Here is a 17,111-nt window from a genome sequence, read left to right on the forward strand (position 1 = left end):
TCTGCCGCCTTGTCCGATTGACACGCTCTGGCCTCTTGCTACCCGAAATCACCAGAGGCCGTTATTGGTTCCGTCACGATTTTCCTGCGAGTTCGGCGACGGCTTGGGACTGCCGAGAGCAGAGAGGCGCGCTCCCTTCCTTCTTGAAGGGACGGATCGGGGTGGGGCTCGCTACGACAGTGGCCTGCTCAGAAACGGCGAGCCGCGCCGCACGAAGCGCCAGGGTGTCGCCACCGCCTTGGTGATGCCAATGCGCGGCCCGGTGGCGATCTCATGGCTCTCGGCGCTGGCGGTGAGGCTGAAGGGGGGGCTGGCAAGCGGCAACCCGTTTTGTGCCGCATCAATGCCCAGCGCCTGACAAAGCTTGCCGGGACCCGAACAGAGTTGGCGCCCGGACATGCCACCGCGCCGCTGCTGCATCAGCGCCAGCCCATGGAGCGGCTCCAGCGCCCGGATCAGCACGGCGCTGCCCGGCTGGCAGACAAAGTTCAGGCACCAGTGGATGCCGTAGATCTTGTAGACATAGGCATGCCCGGCCGGACCGAACATCGCCGCATTGCGCGGGGTCGGTCCCTTGAAGCTGTGCGAGGCAGGGTCTTGCTGGTCATAGGCCTCCACCTCGACCAGGACCCCGCCCACGCCATCGACCAGGAGCGTGACGCCGATGAGATCGCACGCCACCTCGGGGGCGGGGCGATCAAAGAAGGCGGGGGTGAGTTGCGGCGTCACCGGGGGCAGCTGAGGGTCTCAAAACCCCCACCCTTGATCCCTCCCCACAAGGGGGAGGGAGACGATGAACACCGGCACCGTAGCCAGCGCCTCGCTCCTCTTGATGGGGAGGGGCTGAGGCTGGGGCGACACCGCAAAGGCGGAACCAGACGCATCACCCTCAATCCACCCGGCCGCGCGCGTCGACCCGGACCGTCTCGACCACCTGGTCACCCGAGATCAGCGTCACCGTGTCGAACAGATTGGACACCACGCATGCGTGGTTGGGGATGATGCGGATCTTGTCGCCGATCTGCGGCTTGTCCACGCACCGTGTCAGATCGATCGTGCCATGCTCTTCGCTCAGTCCGACGATCTGGGCCCCGGGATAGGCCTCGATCAAGCCGAAACCACTCATCCCCAGCGTGTCGCTGGTCAGCGCCTTGGAGCCGGCGTCGATAATGGCGCGGTTTTCGGTGGGCCGGCTGACCACAGTGGCCAGCACGGTCAGGGCACAGTCCTCGAACCCGCCCACGCCTTTGCTGACCTGGAAGCGGTCCATATAGATATAGGTGCCGGGGCGATGCTCAGTGGCTGCTGTCACCTCATGGGCGCGCCACAGATCGGGCGTGCCGCCATTGGAAATGATCGCGGGGGCAAGCCCTGCTGCGATCAGTGCTGCCTTGGCAGCCGCCAGAAACGCCTGATTGGCTTCGACCTGCCCGGCGGCCGGATAGGTCATCAAGCCGCCAAACACCAGACCGGGCGACGCCGCAATGGTCCGCGCCAATTCAACCGCCGCCTCGGGGCTCTGCACCCCGCAGCGGCCCATGCCGGTATCGCACTCAACCAGCACGGCTAGCGGCTGGGCGGCGTCGGCAAAGGTGCTCGACAGGCCAGCCACGGTCTCGACGCTGTCGGCAGTGACAGTGATATGCACGCGCTCATGCAGCGCCTTGAGGCGCGCCAGCTTGGCAGCGCCCAGGATATTGTAGGGCAGGAAGATTTCGCTGATCCCGGCATCGGCCATCACCTCGGCCTCGCCCAGCTTCTGCACCGTGATGCCGACCGCGCCCAGCTCCATGGCGCGCTTGGCAAAACGCGGCAGCTTGTGCGTCTTGATATGCGGGCGCAGCTTGATGCCATGGGCATCGGCATAATCCTGCGCCCGTTTGAGATTGGCCTCGACGCGATCAATGTCGATCAGCACGGCGGGGGTATCGACCTCGAAAATACGGCTCATTTGCCCCTCAATACATCATCGACGAAACGCAGATTGCCGGCGGTGAGCCCGGCATCGACCGGCAGCACCGTGCCGGTAATGCCCGAGGCGGCGTCCGAACAAAAAAACACCGCCGCATTGGCGACTTCAGCCGGCAGCACCATGCGCCCCAGCGGATAATGCGGCAGCACAGTGTCCAGCAGGCCCGGATCGGCCTCAAGGCGGTGATCCCAGGCCGGCGTGCGCACCGAGCCGGGGCAGATCACATTGGCACGCACGCCCTGGCCGCCGCGCTCCACTGCGATGGCCTTGGCATAGGCGATCAACCCGGCTTTGGCGGCGGCATAGGCCGGGTTGCCGTAATGGCCCAACCCATTGACCGAGGAGATGAACACCAGGCTGCCGGCGCCGCGCCTGGCCATGGCGGCGATGATCGGGTCGGTCATGGCATAGGCGCCATTCAGATTGATGGCGAGTTCGGCTGCCCAGACCGCGTCATCGAGTTGGTCGAGGGTTTCGGCCCGCGTGAAGCCGGCATTGGCGATCACCGCGTCGGGCGCGCCGCTTCTGGCCAGATAACCTTCAATGGATGCCCGTGTGCCCCTGGCATCGGCCTGGTCAAACAGCACCGTGTCGACCAGATCAAGCCCCGCAAGCATGCTGGCCTCGCGGTCGGCGCCCACCACCCTGGCCCCCGCCGCCCGCAGGCTGGCCACCAGTGCCTGGCCGATGCCGCCGCCGGCGCCACTGACCAGAACGGTCTTGCCGTTCAATCCGAACACCGAGCTGTCCATTATCCGATCATCCCTGCGGCTGCTTGTAGGCGACGCAGTCGATCTCGACCTTGCAGTCCACCATCATGTGGCTCTGCACCGCCGCGCGCGCCGGTGGGTTCTCGCCGAAATAGCTTTTATAGACAGCGTTGAAGCTCCAGAAGTCGCGCGGATCATCCAGCCAGACCCCGCAGCGCACCACATCTTGCAGCCCATAGCCGGCTTCTTCCAGAATCGCGATGACGTTCTTGATCGTGAGGTGGGTCTGCTCGACGATGCCAACCCCCTGGATTTCGCCGTCTTTCATGGCCACCTGGCCGGAAACGAACAGGAAACCGCCGGCCCCAACGGCACGGGCAAAGGGCAGGTTCTGGCCACCGGCCCCGGACTTTTCGGCACCATAGCGTTTGATCGACATCGCAGCACTCCTGGGAGAATTTTGTAATCAAATTTCGTTATCGGCCATCATATCGGGCCAAGAGAGCGGTTTCACCGACAAATCACGGATCAAAATGTAAATTTCTTACGTGATTGCCCCATATGGCCTGTGTTACCGTGCTCTCCAGACACCTTAGCCCAAGCCCAGAAATAGTCACTATTGCGAGTTTCCAAGTGCGCGTCTTTACCGCCGCCCTAGCCACTGAAACCAACACATTTTCACCCATCGCCGTGGACCGGCGGGCGTTCGAGGCCTCGCTCTATGCCCGCCCGGGCGAGCATCCGGCCACCCCCACCCTGTGCACCGCGCCGATCACGGTGGGCCGCGAGGTCTGCGCCCAGCAAGGCTGGACGCTGATCGAAGGCAGCGCCAGTTGGGCCGACCCGGCAGGCTTGGTGGCGCGAACCACCTATGAAGAGCTGCGCGACGAAATTCTGGCGCAATTGCAAGCCGCCATGCCCGTCGACGCCGTCGTGCTGGGGCTGCATGGCGCCATGGTGGCGCAGGGTTATGATGATCCCGAGGGCGATCTGCTGAGCCGTATCCGGACCATTGTCGGGCCCGGCGTGCTGGTCTGCGCCGAGCTCGATCCGCATAGTCACCTGACCGCCAAACGCGTCGCAGCCGCCAATTTCCTGGTGGCGTTCAAGGAATTCCCGCACACCGATTTCGTCGACCGGGCGCGGGACCTCTGGGCCATCGCCGTGCGGGCGCTCAAGGGCGAGATTACCCCGGTGATGAGCGTGTTCGACTGTCGCATGATCGATGTGTTCCCCACCTCCAAACAACCGATGCGCGGCTTTGTCGATCAGCTTTATGCGCTGGAACGGGCCGAGCCGGATGTGCTCTCGCTCTCGGTGATCCACGGCTTCATGGCCGGCGATGTGCCCGAAATGGGCACCAAGATCATCGCCATCACCAATGACAATGCCGCCAAGGGCGCGGCCTTGGCCGAAAAGCTGGGGCGCGAATTGTTTGCCATGCGCGGCACCTTCATGGTGGCGCAGGTGGATGAGCGCGCGGCCGTTGACGCGGCAATTGCCGCGCCGCGCGGGCCCGTGGTGATTGCCGATGTGTGGGACAACCCCGGGGGCGGCACGGCGGGCGATGCAACCGTCATTCTGGCAGAGCTGATTGCACGGGGGATACGTGACGTCGCCGTGGGCACGATCTGGGATCCGATCGCGGTGCAGATCTGCATGGCAGCCGGCGAAGGTGCTCAAATTCCATTGCGTTTCGGGGCCAAGTCGGCGCCGCATACGGGTAACCCGATTGATCAAATAGTGACGGTCAATCGCATCGTATGCGACGCGCAGATGCGCTTTGGCGAAAGCTATGCGCCCTTCGGTGATGCGGCCTGGATCAGCTTTGCCGGGATTGATGTGATCCTCAATTCGACCCGGGCGCAAAGCTTTGATCCATCACTGTTTTCCGTGATGGGCATTGACCCGAAGTCGCGCAAGATCCTGCTGATCAAATCGACCAATCACTTCTACGATTCCTTCTCCAGAATCGCCTCGGAGATCATCTATTGCGCGGCCGGCAAGCCCTATCCAAACACGCCGGCCACCACGCCCTACCGCAAGGCGCGGCGCGATATCTGGCCCATGGTGGAGAATCCGTGGGGTGATTGAGGGCGGCGCGGCCGCCCCGCTTCCACACCCACCGCACGTCACCCTCGGGTCAGGCCCGAGAGTGACGATCGGGTTTGTTGAGACGGTATAGGCCTACTCCGCGGACCAGTTGCGGTACATGATGGGCATCAGGCCCACCAGCGCCTTGAACCGGTCCCAGCTCTTGCGCTCGGGCAGCGTCCAGCCAGCTTCGGCGATGGCCGATAGCCTGGGGAAAACCAGGCGGTCAAAGATGGCGCGGTCGGTCATGGATTCGCTCCAGATGCAGGCCTGCACGCCCATCAGGTGTGTCAGTCCCTGCTCGGAGAATCCGGCGCGGGCCTCGAACTCATAGGTCTCCTGCGGGCCCGACCAGCCGGCCCAGCCAGCACCGGGCTCGGCCCAGGCCTCCGAATTGGCCATGTCGAGATAGTAGCGCTGCCCCGGCGAGACGACAATGTTGAAGCCCTTTTCGGCGAGGGCGGCGTTGATCTCGACATTGCGCCAGCCGATGACGAAGCTCTTGTCGGGATCCACCGCATTGCCGTGCGCCGCCTCTTCCCAGCCGCCGGTAATGGCGCCTTTGGCGGTGATGTAATCATGCACGCGGCGAATGAAAGCGGCCTGGATCAGCGCGGTGGGTGAGCCCTCGATTTCGTCGGCGCCGTGATGATTGCCGAGCTGGTTGAATTGCCGCTCGTGCCTGGCGCGCATGTCCGGGCCGCCGAGCTTTTCAATCATGTCGAGCGCCAGTGGCGAGCCGGACCAGGCGGCCAGTGGCACCTCATCGGCACCGATATGGAAGATGCCAGCGGGGAACAGCTCGAGGACTTCGTCGACGACAGTTTCGACGAATTTGTACACCGGCTCATAGGCTGGGTTCAGGCTGTTATTGGGAAAGCCCTGCACCGATTGATATTCGCCCTGTTCGGCCGGATCGCGCAGCTCCGGCAGTGATTGCAGCGTGGCGTAGGAATGGCCGGGAATGTCGATTTCGGGGATCACCGCGATGGCCAGGCTATCGGCCAGCGCCACAATCTGGCGCACGGCATCCTTGGAATAATAGCCGCCCGTGGGCTGAGGGCCCGAGCCGAGCAAGGGCGGCAGCGCCTTGCCGTGACCGCGCCAGGCGCCGATTTCGGTGAGCTGGGGATAGGCATCAATCTCGATCCGCCAGGCCTCGTCCTCGCTCAGGTGCCAATGGAACTTGTTGAGCTTGTTCCAGGCCAGCAGTCTGAGCAACTGGCTGCATTCGGCGCTGGAATAGAACTGGCGGGCGACGTCGAGATGGCAGCCGCGATAGGCAAAGCCCGGTTCATCGGCAATGGTGCCGCCGGTGGGGAAGACAAAGGTCTGCGGGTGCTTCTTGGCGCCGCGCAGGATCTGGCCGAGCGTCACCAGGCCATAGAACATGCCCTGGCGGGTGGTGGCCTCCACAACGGCGTTGTCTTCACTGAAGCTCACTTCATAGGCTTCGGCGCCGAGGCCATCCCGATAGCGGATGGCAACGGGCATGCCGGCTTCGGAAGCCGGGCGGACAATGGCCTCGACAGCAAACAGATCATCGACCAGATCGGCAAAGGCGGCGGCGGCGCGGCCGGCATCTGTGCCTTCCGGCTTGAGATCCAGGCCAGGCGGCGGGGTGCGCGTGCCGGTAGTGGCCACCGATTTCGGCCAGGGGATGATGGAGACTTGTACCGGCGCCTTGGCCGGCACGGGGAATTTTGCCGCGCCCTTGAGGAGCGGCGAATTGTGGCCCTTGCCCTGGGTGGGCGCGGTCGCGAGATTGACGATGGTGCCATCGGCCAGCTCGACATAGGCTGCATTGGCGCCGTCGCTCCAGTGCCGCAAACCATAGGACAGGCCGCGCGCGATCGACGTCCAGGTCTCGCCGGGCGCCAGTACAAAGCCGTCAGGCGGGGCGATCAAGGTGTAGTTGGACAGCCGTTTGAGCAGCTTGCCGTTTTCCAGCGTCGCCGTCGGGTCGATCCGGGCCGGGCCCGAGAAGCCGAGGGTGAAACCGCTGACCGGACTATCGCCCGTATTGGTCAGCTCGAGGCCATAGGCGAGCGGCGCGTCATCTGTGGCGGGGGTCCAGGTGGTGACGAGGGAGAAGGAGGTGGTCATGGAAATGTCTCTTGGTCGGATGTGTGGCTCCCCTCCCCCTTGCGGGGCCGGGTGGGGGTGGGGGTCCAGCAGTGATGAACTGAACGACCCCTCGATCTGGCCATTCGAGCACTGCTCTCATGGCCTTCTTGTCTCGAAAGGCTCCAGTGGAGCCTATTATCGGCCGTGCCGACCGATGGCGAAGCCCTGCAAGGGGCAGGGAAGGCTGACTGAAACAGTGACGGGCTAATCCCCCAAAGGCTGGGCGTCGTCGCCGTCACGGTTGACGACGAGCTGGTGCTTGATGCGGCGCATGCTGGCGATAGCGGACGGGCCGAGCCGGGTGGCGACGGTTTGCGCCAAGACGTCAATTGTCGCCAGGAAGGCATAGCGGCCCGGTGTGGGGCGGAAAATATCGCCGTTCTCCTGCCAGTTGATCGGCAACAGGATATCGGCCTGCTCCGACACAATGGAGGCGGATCTGGTGATGACCACCCGGGTCAGGCCATATTCCCCCGCCACGGTCAGCGCCTTGGCGAGTTGGGCGTTATTGCCCGAGAGCGAACAGGCCACGATGACGGTGCCGGATGGCGCTGCGGCGGTCCGCATCATCTGCATCTGGTGGTCGTCCGTGGCAGCAATCTTGAGCCCGAGGCGGAACAGCCGTGCCTCGATCTCGCCCGCCATCATCGAGGAGGCGCCACCCGATCCGAAGGCCAGCACGAAACTGGATTTGACCAGGCTTTCAGCAGCGCGCTCGACGGCAGCGAAATCGAAATGGTCGAAGGTTTCGTAGATGATCGACTGGATGCCGTTGACCACGCCCTGGGCAATTTCGTGCACGCTGGAGGGACCGGCGGCAGGAGCGAAATAGCGCTGGCCAACAAAACGGGACTGCGCCAGCCGCACCTTGAAATCGGCATAGCTGTCGCAACCAAGACGGCGACAGAAACGGGTCACGGTCGGCGGCGACACGTCGGCCTGCGCGGCAAGATCGACAATGGAGAGCTTGAGCACACTGTCGACGTCGGCCAGCACAATTTCGGTCAAGGCGCGTTCAGAGCGCGTGAACGCGTGCTTTTCGCTCTGCAGCTGTCCAACAATATCGAGCATGGTCACTTCCCCGGCGTGCAATCAGCCGATCAGTAAACTGCCAGCCCCGCCTGATCAAACAGGTGCACCTGATCAAGCGCGAAGCCGATCTCGCTGACCTTCCCCTCGGCGATCGCCGGGGCACCTTCGAACAGGGCGATGAAGTTCTCCCCGCCTGGCAGGGTGGAGTAGGCCACGGTGTGGATGCCCAAATATTCAACGATATTGGGGGTGACTTTGAGCGTGAAGTCCCCCTTGCCCAATTGCAGGTGCTCGGGCCGAATACCCAGTGTGATGGGCGCCCCGGCCTTGGCCTTCGTGCTGCGCGGCAAGGCGATATTGCCCAGAGGCCCCAGATCAACGCTGAGCGTGGTGCCATCGGCCTTGGCTACGGTGCCATTGATGAAGTTCATCTTGGGGCTGCCGATAAACCCGGCAACGAACAGATTGTCGGGCTTGTGATAGAGCTGGAGCGGCGAGCCGATCTGGGAAATCTCACCGGCGTCGAGCACGACGATCTTGTCGGCCATGGTCATGGCCTCGACCTGGTCATGGGTGACATAGACCATGGTCGAGCCGAGGCGCTTGTGCAGTTCCATCAGCTCGATGCGCATTTCCGAGCGGAGCGCGGCATCCAGATTGGACAGCGGTTCATCGAACAGGAAAATCTTGGGTTGGCGCACAATGGCGCGGCCAATGGCAACGCGCTGGCGTTGACCACCCGAGAGCTGGCCGGGACGATGCTGCAGGCGCGATTCCAGTTGCAGGACCTTGGCGGCAGCGTCGACGCGCGCCTCGACCTCGGCCTTGGGCAGCTTTTCCACGCGTAGCGGAAAGGCGATGTTTTCATAGACCGTCATGTGCGGATAGAGCGCGTAGCTCTGGAACACCATGGCAATGCCACGCTGCACGGGCGGCAGGTCGTTGACCACCTTGCCGCTGATCTCGATGTCACCCGACGTGACGTCTTCAAGGCCCGCGATCATGCGCAGCAGGGTGGACTTGCCACAGCCGGAGGGGCCGACGAAAACCACGAACTCGCCCTCGGACACATCCAGATCGATACCCTTGATGATGCGGGCTTCGTTGAAGGATTTTTCGAGGTTTTTCAGGCTCAGTTGCGACATGGGGCGTCTCCGGTCGGCGGGGCTTGATACCCCCGGGCAGGCAATGGGGATCGGAAGCGCCATCGCCCCAGAAGGGGCGATGGCCAGGTCAGAAGAACTTACTTGTACTGCTCGAGTTCGGCAGCCGCCTTTTCAAGGGCAGCTGCAGGCTCGGCCTGGCCGGTGACAACCGACTGAACCATCTCGATCATGACGTTTTGCAGACCGATATAGTCGTTGAACAACGGCTCGGGACCACCGAATTCTATGCCGTCGATCAGCGGCGCCCATTCCGGATTTTCAGCCACGAACTGCGCGACTTCTTCCGATGGACGGAGCGGAGTCAGGCCGTTCTCCTGCTCATAGGACCACTGGTATTCGGGCTTGGTGATGAACTTGGCGAACTCGATCGCCTTGTCCTCATAGCCGGTACCCTTGAACACGACCAGCGAGTCGGTGATCAGCAAGGTCCCCGGGCCTTCAGCGCTTGGACCCTGCGGCAGTGGTGCAACGCCCCAGTTCATGCCGGCTTCGCCCGCCAGGTTACCGGCGCTGGCCATGGCTTCGATCATGGCAACACCGCCATCGAGCCAGATGGCACGCACTTCGTTCTGCTCGTAGGCGGTCGGACCTTCTTCGCCATAAGGAACAATGTCCTTGAGCGCGGTCAGTGCCTCCAGGTTCTCAGGCGAGTTGAGGACGATGTTGCCTTCAGCATCGATCACCTGTCCATTGTTGGAATACACCCAGTGCAGGAACTGGTGCATGGTATTGTCCATGGTCTTGGCAACAACGCCATAGCCGGCTGAATCGGTATTTTCCGTGATCTGCTTGGCGAAGGCGATCTTTTCTTCCCAGGTGGTCGGCGGCACTTCGGGGTCGAGACCGGCAGCTTCGAACAGATCCTTGTTCCAGTAGAGCGCCTTGGTGGAGAAGGCGACCGGCACGCCCCACTGCTGGCCCTCAAAGGTTACGGTCTCGGGTACGTAATTGTGGTAGCTGGCCTGTTCTTCTTCGCTCATCGGGATGGGCACAATGAGGTCGTTGATGGCGTATTGCTTGACGGTACGCGAGCCGACATAGGCCAGGCCAACGGGATCGCCGGCAATGGCGAGCTGGGTGGCACGATCCTGGCACTGAGCCCAGCCGACCAGCTGCACCTCGACAGGGTAGTCGGGATTGGCCGCGGCCCAGTCGTCCATGGCCTGCTGCTGGGTCGGGAAAACTTCATCGCCGCAGAGGATGAAACTTATCGGGTCCGCATAAGCGACGGTGGCGAGGCTGGTGGAGCCGGACAGGACCACCAGCGAGGCGAGCAATATCTTGGATTTTGATTTCACGACATAGTCTCCCTTGTGTTGCGAGCTTGAGGGGCTCCGCTCCCTATTGCTTCACGGCACCAGCGGTAAGACCGGCGACGAGATAGCGCTGCAGGAACACGATAATGATCATGACCGGCAGAATTCCGACGAAACTGGCGGCCATCAGCTCGTTCCAGAGCACTTCCTGACGACCGAAAAAGGCAAAGAGGCCAACCGGCAAGGGCATGAATTCCTGCCGCGAGTTGAAGGTCAGCGCGAAGATGAACTGCTGCGCATAAGCACCGATGAAGGTCATGATGGCGACCACGACCACCCCCGGCATCGCCAGCGGCAGGATGACCCGGCGCAGGGTGTAGAGACGGGACGCGCCATCAACCCAGGCGGCTTCGTCCAGTTCGCGCGGGATACGCGCCATATAGGTGCGGAGCAGCCAGATCGAGGAAGGGATCAGGAAGGCAATGCCCGGCACGATCATGGCCCAGTAGGAGTTGAGGAGGCCCAGCGAGCGCATCAGACGATAGAGCGGGATCAGCAGGACCGCACCGGAGAACATGTTGACCGCCAGGAACATACCCAGCAGCACCCCCGAACCCACGAACTGGAACCGGGCGAAGGCGTAGGCGGCGGGCACCACGATCACGATGACGGCCAGCGTAACCACCGCGGAAATGAACAGCGAGTTGAATATATAGCGTCCCAGGCCGTCAACGGTGGTCCACATGGTGGAATAGGCAGCAAAGGAGCCGTTTTCGGGGATGAAGCTGTAAGGCGTCGAAAACAGCTGGCTCAATGGCTTGAGCGACACCATGAAGCCTTCAATGAAGGGCGCCAGCACGAACATCAGGAACAATGCCAGACCGGCATAGAGGCCCACCAGTTCATACCAGCTATAGCGATCAATCATCGCCACCCCGGCGCGGAAACTCCGTCGCTTTGGCTCGATGATGGCGGGACTGTCTACAGCAGCTACTTCGGTGGTGCGGGCGACGTCACTCATTTAACTTCTCCCTGCGACAGCTTCCGAACGGCGCGGAAATAGACGATGCAGAAGATCGACACGAAGATGCAGATCACCACGGCACGAGCGGCACCTTCGCCGTAGCGGTAGGAGCCGATGGCGGTCTTGTAGGTGTCGATGATCATGGTGGTGGTCTGATTGCTCGGACCGCCCTGGGTCAGGATCCAGATGATGTCGAAGGAATTGAAGGTGGCGATGAGGCTGAGCAGGCTCATGGTCATGATTGCCGGCACCATGAGTGGCAGGGTGATGCGGCGGAACCGATAGAGACGGCCCGCACCATCGGTCCAGGCAGCCTCATGCAGATCCTTGGGGATCGACTGCATGGAGGCGAGGAAATAGATGGTTACCATGGGCACGCCTATCCAGACGTCGGTGACCACCGTCGCCCAGAAAGCGCTGGAGCCATAGGCTAGGAAGGGAAAGGGACCAGCTATCAGCCCAAAGTTCTGTAGCAGGCCGGAAAGCATGCCGAACTGGCCATTATACATCCAGCCCCACATGAAGATGCCGATGGCCATGGGCACGATCCAGGGCGGCATGGTCAGAATGCGGAACAGGGTCTGGCCGGGAATCGAGGCATTGAGCAGAACGGCGCCAAACATGCCGATGATCATTTTCAGCGACACCGAGGCGAAGGTCCACACAAAGGTGCGGATGATCACCTCGGTGAAATTGCCAGCACCGAAGATGCGCTCATAGTTGGCCCAGCCGACGAAATCGTAGGCGGGGCGCAGCGCGGCATTGGTGAAGGAGAGCACCACCGTGTCAAAGAGCGGATAGGCAACGATGGCCAGTATGTAGAGGATGGCCGGCGCCAGCAGGGCGAGGGCGAACAGGGAGGCGCTACGGGTGCTGGTCATCGGCTTCTCCCTATCCTTCGCGCCCGAGGGCGGTATCGAACTCTTGCCAGATGGGGGTCATGTCGATGACCGTTCTGGTGCGCATCGCCTGATCCATGGTCAGCGCCAGCAGACCCGCTTCCAGCGCGTCGATGATCGACACCGGCAGGGGCTCACCATCGAGCACGTGCTTGAGAATATCCTCGGCCATCTGCTCGTCGGCACCATAGTGCTGGCTGAGTTCGCTCAATTTGTAGGTGGTATCGACCAGTCGGTCCGAGGTCCGGCTGTCGGTGACCCGCAGGAAATTGCGGATGAAGTCGCCCTCGGCCATGCCCTTGGCGCCCATCACGGCGAAGCGGCGGAAATCGTCTGGGACGTTCAGATTGGTGTGGAAGCTCAGCGCCGCGCCATTGGCGTATTGCACCATGGCAGTCTGGTAATCGATGATGTCGCCATCGCTGTCGAACACCTTGTCGCTGCCCATCCAGCCGGTGGGTTTGCGGTGATAGACTTCCAGGTCGTTGATGCCGACATTTGTCGGCGCATTGGCCGGCACGAAGGTACGACGTCCCCCAAAGCTGGAGACATAATGTGGGCGACAGCCCATCACGCCATTGTAGAGATCCAGGTCATGGCAGCATTTTTCGAGCATGAAACTGCCCGAATAGCGCTCATATCGGCGCCAGTCGCGCATGAAGAAGGCGCCGTGATAGGGCGGAATATGCTCGGAGGCCTCGATCGAGGTGATGTCACCCAATTGGCCTTCGGCCTGCGCCTTGCGCAGATCGACATAGAGCGGCGCGTAGCGCAGCACCAGGCCGACCATCAAATTGTCGGCCCCATATTGGGCGATCAGCCGCGCGATCGCCATGGTGTCTTCCACCGAGGTCACGACCGGCTTTTCGGTGAAAATCTTGACCCCGCGTTCCAGGCCGATACGAATGTGCTCAAGGTGCAGGTGATTGGGCGAACCCACCATCAGCAGGTCGAGCGGTTCGCTGTCGAGCATGGCCTCGAGGCTGTCGAACGCAGTGCCGACCGAGACGCCATGTTCGGTGGCGTAGGGCAGGCCGGCCGGCGAGGGGTCGACATATCCGGCAATCGAGAAGTCATCGCGGGCAGCGGAAAAGACCCGCGCCAAATAGCCCAAACGATAGCCAAGACCGATGACGCCTACCCGCATAGTGATCCCTGTTTTTTGACGCCAGTCTCTGTCGGATTGGTCGTATTTTTGTAAACTATTTTCAAGATTAGGGCCGCTTTGAAACCAATGTCAACACGAATCCGCCGCAACAACAATACCAATATAAGCCACGCATGAATTTTGCATAAGCGATCAGCAATTTGCTGATTTTCTGGGCATTTATCGGCCAGTTTCGGTTGGTTCCGGTGTGGACAAGCAGGCAGAAAACAGACAGATTGTCAAAATTGGTATTCATCTGGCCTCCAAATGTCACCTGCTGCCGGATGGCCAATTTGAAAATTTGCGACACCAAGGCGGTGGGCATGCCGGCGACGGCGGCCACCATGGACATCGGCCAGGATGACCGAGTTCAGAACCACGGCAGATAAGATCAAAGCAACGCGACGAGATGGACATGACCAGCACCAATCCCTTCCCCAATGATGCCGACCGCAGCGCCATCTGGACCATGCTGGTGGAGCGCGACATTGCCGCCTTCGTGGCTGCCGACTGGAGCATGGTGGCAGGCGACTTCATCGAGCCGGGCTTTCTCGGCATTAATGGCGGCAAGTCCGGCAATCCCGACAATTGGCGCATCAGCTTTCCCACCCTCGGGGCCTATCGCGACGACTGGATCGCCCAGGCCAAGGCGAGCCAGCAGCTCGACTATGCCGAAGACGTGCTGACCGGCATCCACCGCGCCACCAGCCTGACCGAGATCGAGATCAATGGCGACATCGCCATCGCGCACAAGAAATTCGACGGCGAGATCGCCTTGCGCGATGGCGGCAAGGACGTGCTGAACTGGCAGACGCTGTATTTCTGCCGCAAGGTCGCGGGCGTGTGGAAGCTGACGGGCTTTGCGGGGTATCTGCCCTATCCAATGGCGGGGTAGGTCGCGGCGTTGCCTATCCCGCCCCCTCATCCGTCCCGGCCAGCGGCCGATCCACCCTCTCCACTCGTGCCGCAGCCCCCTTAGCCCCTCGTGGGAGAAGATGCCCGAAGGGCGGAGGAGGGGACTTTTTCTGAGAACCAGAACATGCTCACTCCCCAGCGCCTGACCATGCTGATCTTCTTCCTGCAGCCGATCGCCTTCGGGTCATGGCTGCCGCGTATTCCCGAGGTGCAGCTGGCGCTGGGTCTCGGCCCGGGCGGACTGGCTCTGGCCTTGCTGGGCCTGCCCTGCGGCACGCTGCTCACCCTGCCATTTGCCGGGCCGCTGGTGGGGCGGATCGGGCCGCGTCGGGCGATCATTGTCGGCTTTGTGCTGTATTCCATTGCTGTTGCGCTGCCCGGTTTTGCCACTGACGCGACCCTGCTGTTCGGAGCGCTGATGCTGATCGGCTCCTCCATGTCGTTTGTCGAACTCGGGCTCAATGTGCAGGCCGACGCGGTGGAGAAGGCCACCGGCTCGGTGATCATGACCACCGCACACGGTTTCTGGTCGGTCGGGATCATGGCGGGTAGCCTGATTGGCGCGGCCCTGGCGGCACTGGGGCTGGAGCCACGCTGGGCGATCCTGCTTGTATCGGGAGCGGTGCTCCCGCTGGCCATTGCGGCTGCCCTGGCCTTGCCGGTCTATGCCGAGGCGAGCCAAAGCCATGAGGGCAGTCGCTCGGCCTGGGCGCTACCCAGCTGGGCGCTGCTGGGCATCTGTTTCTTCGTATTCGGCATCACCATGACCGAAGGCGCCATGGCCGACTGGTCGGCGATCTTCCTGCGCGATGCCCTCGGCGCCGAAGCGGGCACAGTGGGGCTGGGTTATTCGGTATTTGCGCTGATGGTGGCAGCCGGCCGGTTTGGCGGCGACAGCCTGAAACGCCGGTTCGGCGCGGTGACCACAGCGCGGATCTGCGGCGTGCTGGCCCTGGCGGGCGCGAGCATGCTGGTGTTCACACCCAATACCATGCTGGCGCTGCTCGGCTTCGGCATTATCGGGCTGGGCGTCTCGGTGGGGTTCCCGCTGGCGGTAACGGCCGCGGCCGCCCTGACCGATCGCGCCGCCTCAGCCAATGTCGCCATTTTGAGCTTTGTTGCCCTGTTGGGCTTTCTGGTCGGCCCGCCGGTGATCGGTTTTGTGGCCGAACATGCCGATATGCGGTTGGGCCTGGCCTGCGTCATTCCCGGGCTGCTGCTGAGCCTGCTGTTGACCGGTCGGCTCAACACCAACAAAGCTGTCTCCAAATCCAATCCTGAAGCCCAAATCGCTGGAGTGCTGTGATGCGCATTGCTGTTGCCGGCCTGCACACGGAGTGCAGCACCTATAATCCCGTGCTGGCGCGGGAGGCCGATTTCCGCGTGCTGCGTGGACCCACCATGATCAAGGACGCCTATTTCGATTTCCTGACGCATTTTCCAGCCGAGTTTATTACCGTGCTGCATGCGCGGGCGATTGCCGGCGGGCCGGTGGAAGGGGCGCTCTATGCGCGCTGGAAGGCGGAAATCCTTGACGGGATCAAGGCCGCCCTGCCGCTTGATGGCGTCTATCTGGCCATGCATGGCGCGATGTTTGTCGAGGACCTGCAGGACGCCGAGGGCGATATGATCAGTGCGGTGCGTGATCTGGTCGGCCCCGATGTGCTGATCGCGGCCAGCTATGATCTGCATGGCAATGTCAGCCAGCGCATCGTCGACGGGCTCGACATATTCTCCACCTATCGCACCGCGCCCCATATCGATGTGGCCGATACCATGCGCCGGGCGGTGACCATGCTGGTGCGCGCGCTCCGCTCCGGGCAGCGGCCAGTACTGGCCTGGGTGCCGGTGCCGGTGCTGCTGCCGGGTGAGCGCACCTCGACGCAGGATGAGCCGGCGCGCACATTCTACAGCCAATTGCAGGCGGCCGAAGACCCCACCGGGGTCTGGGATGCCTCGTTTCAGGTGGGCTATGTGTGGGCGGACGAGCCCCGCGCCACGGCCTGTGCCGTGATCACCGGGACCGACCGGCTGGCGATGACCGCGGCGGCGCGGGTGCTGGCGCAGGATTATTGGGATTTGCGCGAGCGCTTCGTGTTCGGCACCACCACGGGCAGCATCGAGGAATGTGTCGACTGGGCCGTGACCGCCACCACTGCCCCGGTGGTGCTGGCCGAATCGGGCGATAATCCGACGGGCGGCGGTGTCGGCGACCGGGCGGAAGTGCTGGCCGAACTGATGGCCAATGACGCGCAGGGCGTGGTGTTTGCCGGCATTGCCGACAAGCAAGCCACCGACGCAGCCTATGCCGCCGGCACGGGCGCGAGCCTCGAGCTGACCATTGGGGCCAGTCTGGACCCGTCCAGCGTCACGGTCAAAACCGAAGCTACAGTGCAGTTCCTGCTCGAAACCGGCGATCCGCAGCTGCGCGAGGCGGTGGTGCGGATTGGCGGTATCGATCTGGTGATCACGGCGCGGCGGCGACCGTTCCACAATATTGCCGACTTCACCCGGCTGGGGCTCGATCCTCGTACCGCCAGGATCGTGGTGGTAAAGTCGGGCTATCTGTCGCCCGATCTGGGTCCCATCGCCAATCCCAGCCTGATGGCGTTGTCGCCCGGCGTGGTGGATCAGTTCGTCGAGCGGCTGGAGCGGCGGCACAAAAGCGTACCGCAATATCCGTTCGACAAGGATTTTGCCTGGGCGCCGGAGGTATTCTGGTCAAAGCGCGCCGAACAGCGCTGAGCCGTGCGCCTCGCGCGGGGGCGG

General features: G+C 62.6%; 16 protein-coding genes. 4 read left to right on the forward strand and 12 right to left on the reverse strand.

Features of this window, described 5'->3' with window-relative positions; all coding sequences use genetic code 11:
* Nucleotides 1-171: 171 nt before the first annotated feature.
* From Q8O80_RS20515 to Q8O80_RS20530, 4 genes are all read right to left on the reverse strand, one after another.
* Complete coding sequence (locus tag Q8O80_RS20515) at nt 172-738, reverse strand: DNA-3-methyladenine glycosylase (protein ID WP_371136251.1); 567 nt, start codon at nt 736-738, stop codon at nt 172-174.
* A 151-nt stretch (nt 739-889) separates the two neighbouring features.
* Nucleotides 890-1,951 carry a D-TA family PLP-dependent enzyme gene (locus Q8O80_RS20520; protein ID WP_305582815.1) on the reverse strand — a complete coding sequence of 354 codons (1,062 nt, stop codon included), beginning with the start codon at nt 1,949-1,951 and terminating at the stop codon, nt 890-892.
* Entirely contained in the window at nt 1,948-2,724 is a 777-nt protein-coding gene (locus Q8O80_RS20525; RefSeq protein WP_305582817.1) for an SDR family oxidoreductase, read from the reverse strand. The genes Q8O80_RS20520 and Q8O80_RS20525 overlap by 4 nt, the downstream gene beginning before the upstream one ends.
* Nucleotides 2,725-2,731: 7 nt before the next feature.
* Nucleotides 2,732-3,121 carry a RidA family protein gene (locus Q8O80_RS20530; RefSeq protein WP_305582819.1) on the reverse strand — a complete coding sequence of 130 codons (390 nt, stop codon included), beginning with the start codon at nt 3,119-3,121 and terminating at the stop codon, nt 2,732-2,734.
* Nucleotides 3,122-3,315: 194 nt separating this feature from the next.
* On the opposite strand from Q8O80_RS20530, the gene Q8O80_RS20535 reads away from it, so the two are divergent.
* The gene (locus Q8O80_RS20535; protein ID WP_305582821.1) at nt 3,316-4,776 is read left to right on the forward strand and encodes a M81 family metallopeptidase; all 1,461 of its coding nucleotides are present in this window, start codon (nt 3,316-3,318) and stop codon (nt 4,774-4,776) included.
* A 93-nt stretch (nt 4,777-4,869) separates the two neighbouring features.
* Here Q8O80_RS20535 and Q8O80_RS20540 read toward each other — a convergent pair whose 3' ends face one another.
* The 8 genes from Q8O80_RS20540 to Q8O80_RS20575 form a co-directional block, all read right to left on the reverse strand.
* A complete protein-coding gene (locus tag Q8O80_RS20540) occupies nt 4,870-6,882 on the reverse strand; it encodes a beta-N-acetylhexosaminidase (protein ID WP_305582823.1) in 2,013 nt (670 codons plus the stop codon).
* A gap of 225 nt (nt 6,883-7,107) precedes the next feature.
* Nucleotides 7,108-7,974 (reverse strand): MurR/RpiR family transcriptional regulator, encoded by an 867-nt coding sequence (locus Q8O80_RS20545; RefSeq protein ID WP_305582825.1) that lies wholly within the window; start codon nt 7,972-7,974, stop codon nt 7,108-7,110.
* Between the two features lie 29 nt (nt 7,975-8,003).
* Complete coding sequence (locus Q8O80_RS20550; RefSeq protein ID WP_305582827.1) at nt 8,004-9,080, reverse strand: ABC transporter ATP-binding protein; 1,077 nt, start codon at nt 9,078-9,080, stop codon at nt 8,004-8,006.
* A 98-nt stretch (nt 9,081-9,178) separates the two neighbouring features.
* The gene (locus tag Q8O80_RS20555) at nt 9,179-10,399 is read right to left on the reverse strand and encodes an ABC transporter substrate-binding protein (protein ID WP_305582829.1); all 1,221 of its coding nucleotides are present in this window, start codon (nt 10,397-10,399) and stop codon (nt 9,179-9,181) included.
* Nucleotides 10,400-10,442: 43 nt separating this feature from the next.
* On the reverse strand, nt 10,443-11,285 hold the full coding sequence (locus Q8O80_RS20560) for a carbohydrate ABC transporter permease (RefSeq protein ID WP_305582897.1): 843 nt from the start codon (nt 11,283-11,285) through the stop codon (nt 10,443-10,445).
* 89 nt (nt 11,286-11,374) lie between these two features.
* A complete protein-coding gene (locus tag Q8O80_RS20565) occupies nt 11,375-12,262 on the reverse strand; it encodes a carbohydrate ABC transporter permease (protein WP_305582831.1) in 888 nt (295 codons plus the stop codon).
* 10 nt (nt 12,263-12,272) lie between these two features.
* Nucleotides 12,273-13,427: a Gfo/Idh/MocA family protein gene (locus Q8O80_RS20570; RefSeq protein ID WP_305582833.1), complete on the reverse strand. Its 1,155-nt coding sequence runs from the start codon at nt 13,425-13,427 to the stop codon at nt 12,273-12,275.
* A gap of 67 nt (nt 13,428-13,494) precedes the next feature.
* Nucleotides 13,495-13,779, reverse strand: coding sequence for a hypothetical protein (locus Q8O80_RS20575; protein ID WP_305582835.1), 285 nt, complete (start codon nt 13,777-13,779; stop codon nt 13,495-13,497).
* A gap of 63 nt (nt 13,780-13,842) precedes the next feature.
* Between Q8O80_RS20575 and Q8O80_RS20580 the strand changes: the two genes are divergently transcribed.
* The 3 genes from Q8O80_RS20580 to Q8O80_RS20590 all read left to right on the forward strand — a co-directional run bounded on the left by Q8O80_RS20580 (nt 13,843) and on the right by Q8O80_RS20590 (nt 17,087).
* A complete protein-coding gene (locus tag Q8O80_RS20580) occupies nt 13,843-14,322 on the forward strand; it encodes a hypothetical protein (protein WP_371136250.1) in 480 nt (159 codons plus the stop codon).
* Between the two features lie 144 nt (nt 14,323-14,466).
* The gene (locus Q8O80_RS20585) at nt 14,467-15,648 is read left to right on the forward strand and encodes an MFS transporter (RefSeq protein WP_305582839.1); all 1,182 of its coding nucleotides are present in this window, start codon (nt 14,467-14,469) and stop codon (nt 15,646-15,648) included.
* Nucleotides 15,648-17,087, forward strand: a complete 1,440-nt coding sequence (locus Q8O80_RS20590) for a M81 family metallopeptidase (protein ID WP_305582841.1) — start codon at nt 15,648-15,650, stop codon at nt 17,085-17,087. Before Q8O80_RS20585 ends, Q8O80_RS20590 begins: the two co-directional genes overlap by 1 nt.
* The last annotated feature ends 24 nt before the right edge of the window (nt 17,088-17,111 follow it).

Source organism: Devosia sp. (genome assembly GCF_030689745.1).
Taxonomy (GTDB): Bacteria; Pseudomonadota; Alphaproteobacteria; order Rhizobiales; family Devosiaceae; genus Devosia; species Devosia alba.

Excerpts from the sequence above, each read along its gene's own strand:
- Q8O80_RS20590 (WP_305582841.1), top strand. The coding sequence starts at position 15,648 with ATGCGCATTGCTGTTGCCGGCCTGCACACGGAGTGCAGCACCTATAAT.
- Q8O80_RS20580 (WP_371136250.1), top strand. The coding sequence starts at position 13,843 with ATGACCAGCACCAATCCCTTCCCCAATGATGCCGACCGCAGCGCCATC.
- Q8O80_RS20560 (WP_305582897.1), bottom strand. The coding sequence starts at position 11,285 with ATGATTGATCGCTATAGCTGGTATGAACTGGTGGGCCTCTATGCCGGT.
- Q8O80_RS20565 (WP_305582831.1), bottom strand. The coding sequence starts at position 12,262 with ATGACCAGCACCCGTAGCGCCTCCCTGTTCGCCCTCGCCCTGCTGGCG.
- Q8O80_RS20520 (WP_305582815.1), bottom strand. The coding sequence starts at position 1,951 with ATGAGCCGTATTTTCGAGGTCGATACCCCCGCCGTGCTGATCGACATT.
- Q8O80_RS20575 (WP_305582835.1), bottom strand. The coding sequence starts at position 13,779 with ATGTCCATGGTGGCCGCCGTCGCCGGCATGCCCACCGCCTTGGTGTCG.
- Q8O80_RS20540 (WP_305582823.1), bottom strand. The coding sequence starts at position 6,882 with ATGACCACCTCCTTCTCCCTCGTCACCACCTGGACCCCCGCCACAGAT.
- Q8O80_RS20525 (WP_305582817.1), bottom strand. The coding sequence starts at position 2,724 with ATGGACAGCTCGGTGTTCGGATTGAACGGCAAGACCGTTCTGGTCAGT.
- Q8O80_RS20585 (WP_305582839.1), top strand. The coding sequence starts at position 14,467 with ATGCTCACTCCCCAGCGCCTGACCATGCTGATCTTCTTCCTGCAGCCG.
- Q8O80_RS20545 (WP_305582825.1), bottom strand. The coding sequence starts at position 7,974 with ATGCTCGATATTGTTGGACAGCTGCAGAGCGAAAAGCACGCGTTCACG.
- Q8O80_RS20550 (WP_305582827.1), bottom strand. The coding sequence starts at position 9,080 with ATGTCGCAACTGAGCCTGAAAAACCTCGAAAAATCCTTCAACGAAGCC.
- Q8O80_RS20530 (WP_305582819.1), bottom strand. The coding sequence starts at position 3,121 with ATGTCGATCAAACGCTATGGTGCCGAAAAGTCCGGGGCCGGTGGCCAG.
- Q8O80_RS20570 (WP_305582833.1), bottom strand. The coding sequence starts at position 13,427 with ATGCGGGTAGGCGTCATCGGTCTTGGCTATCGTTTGGGCTATTTGGCG.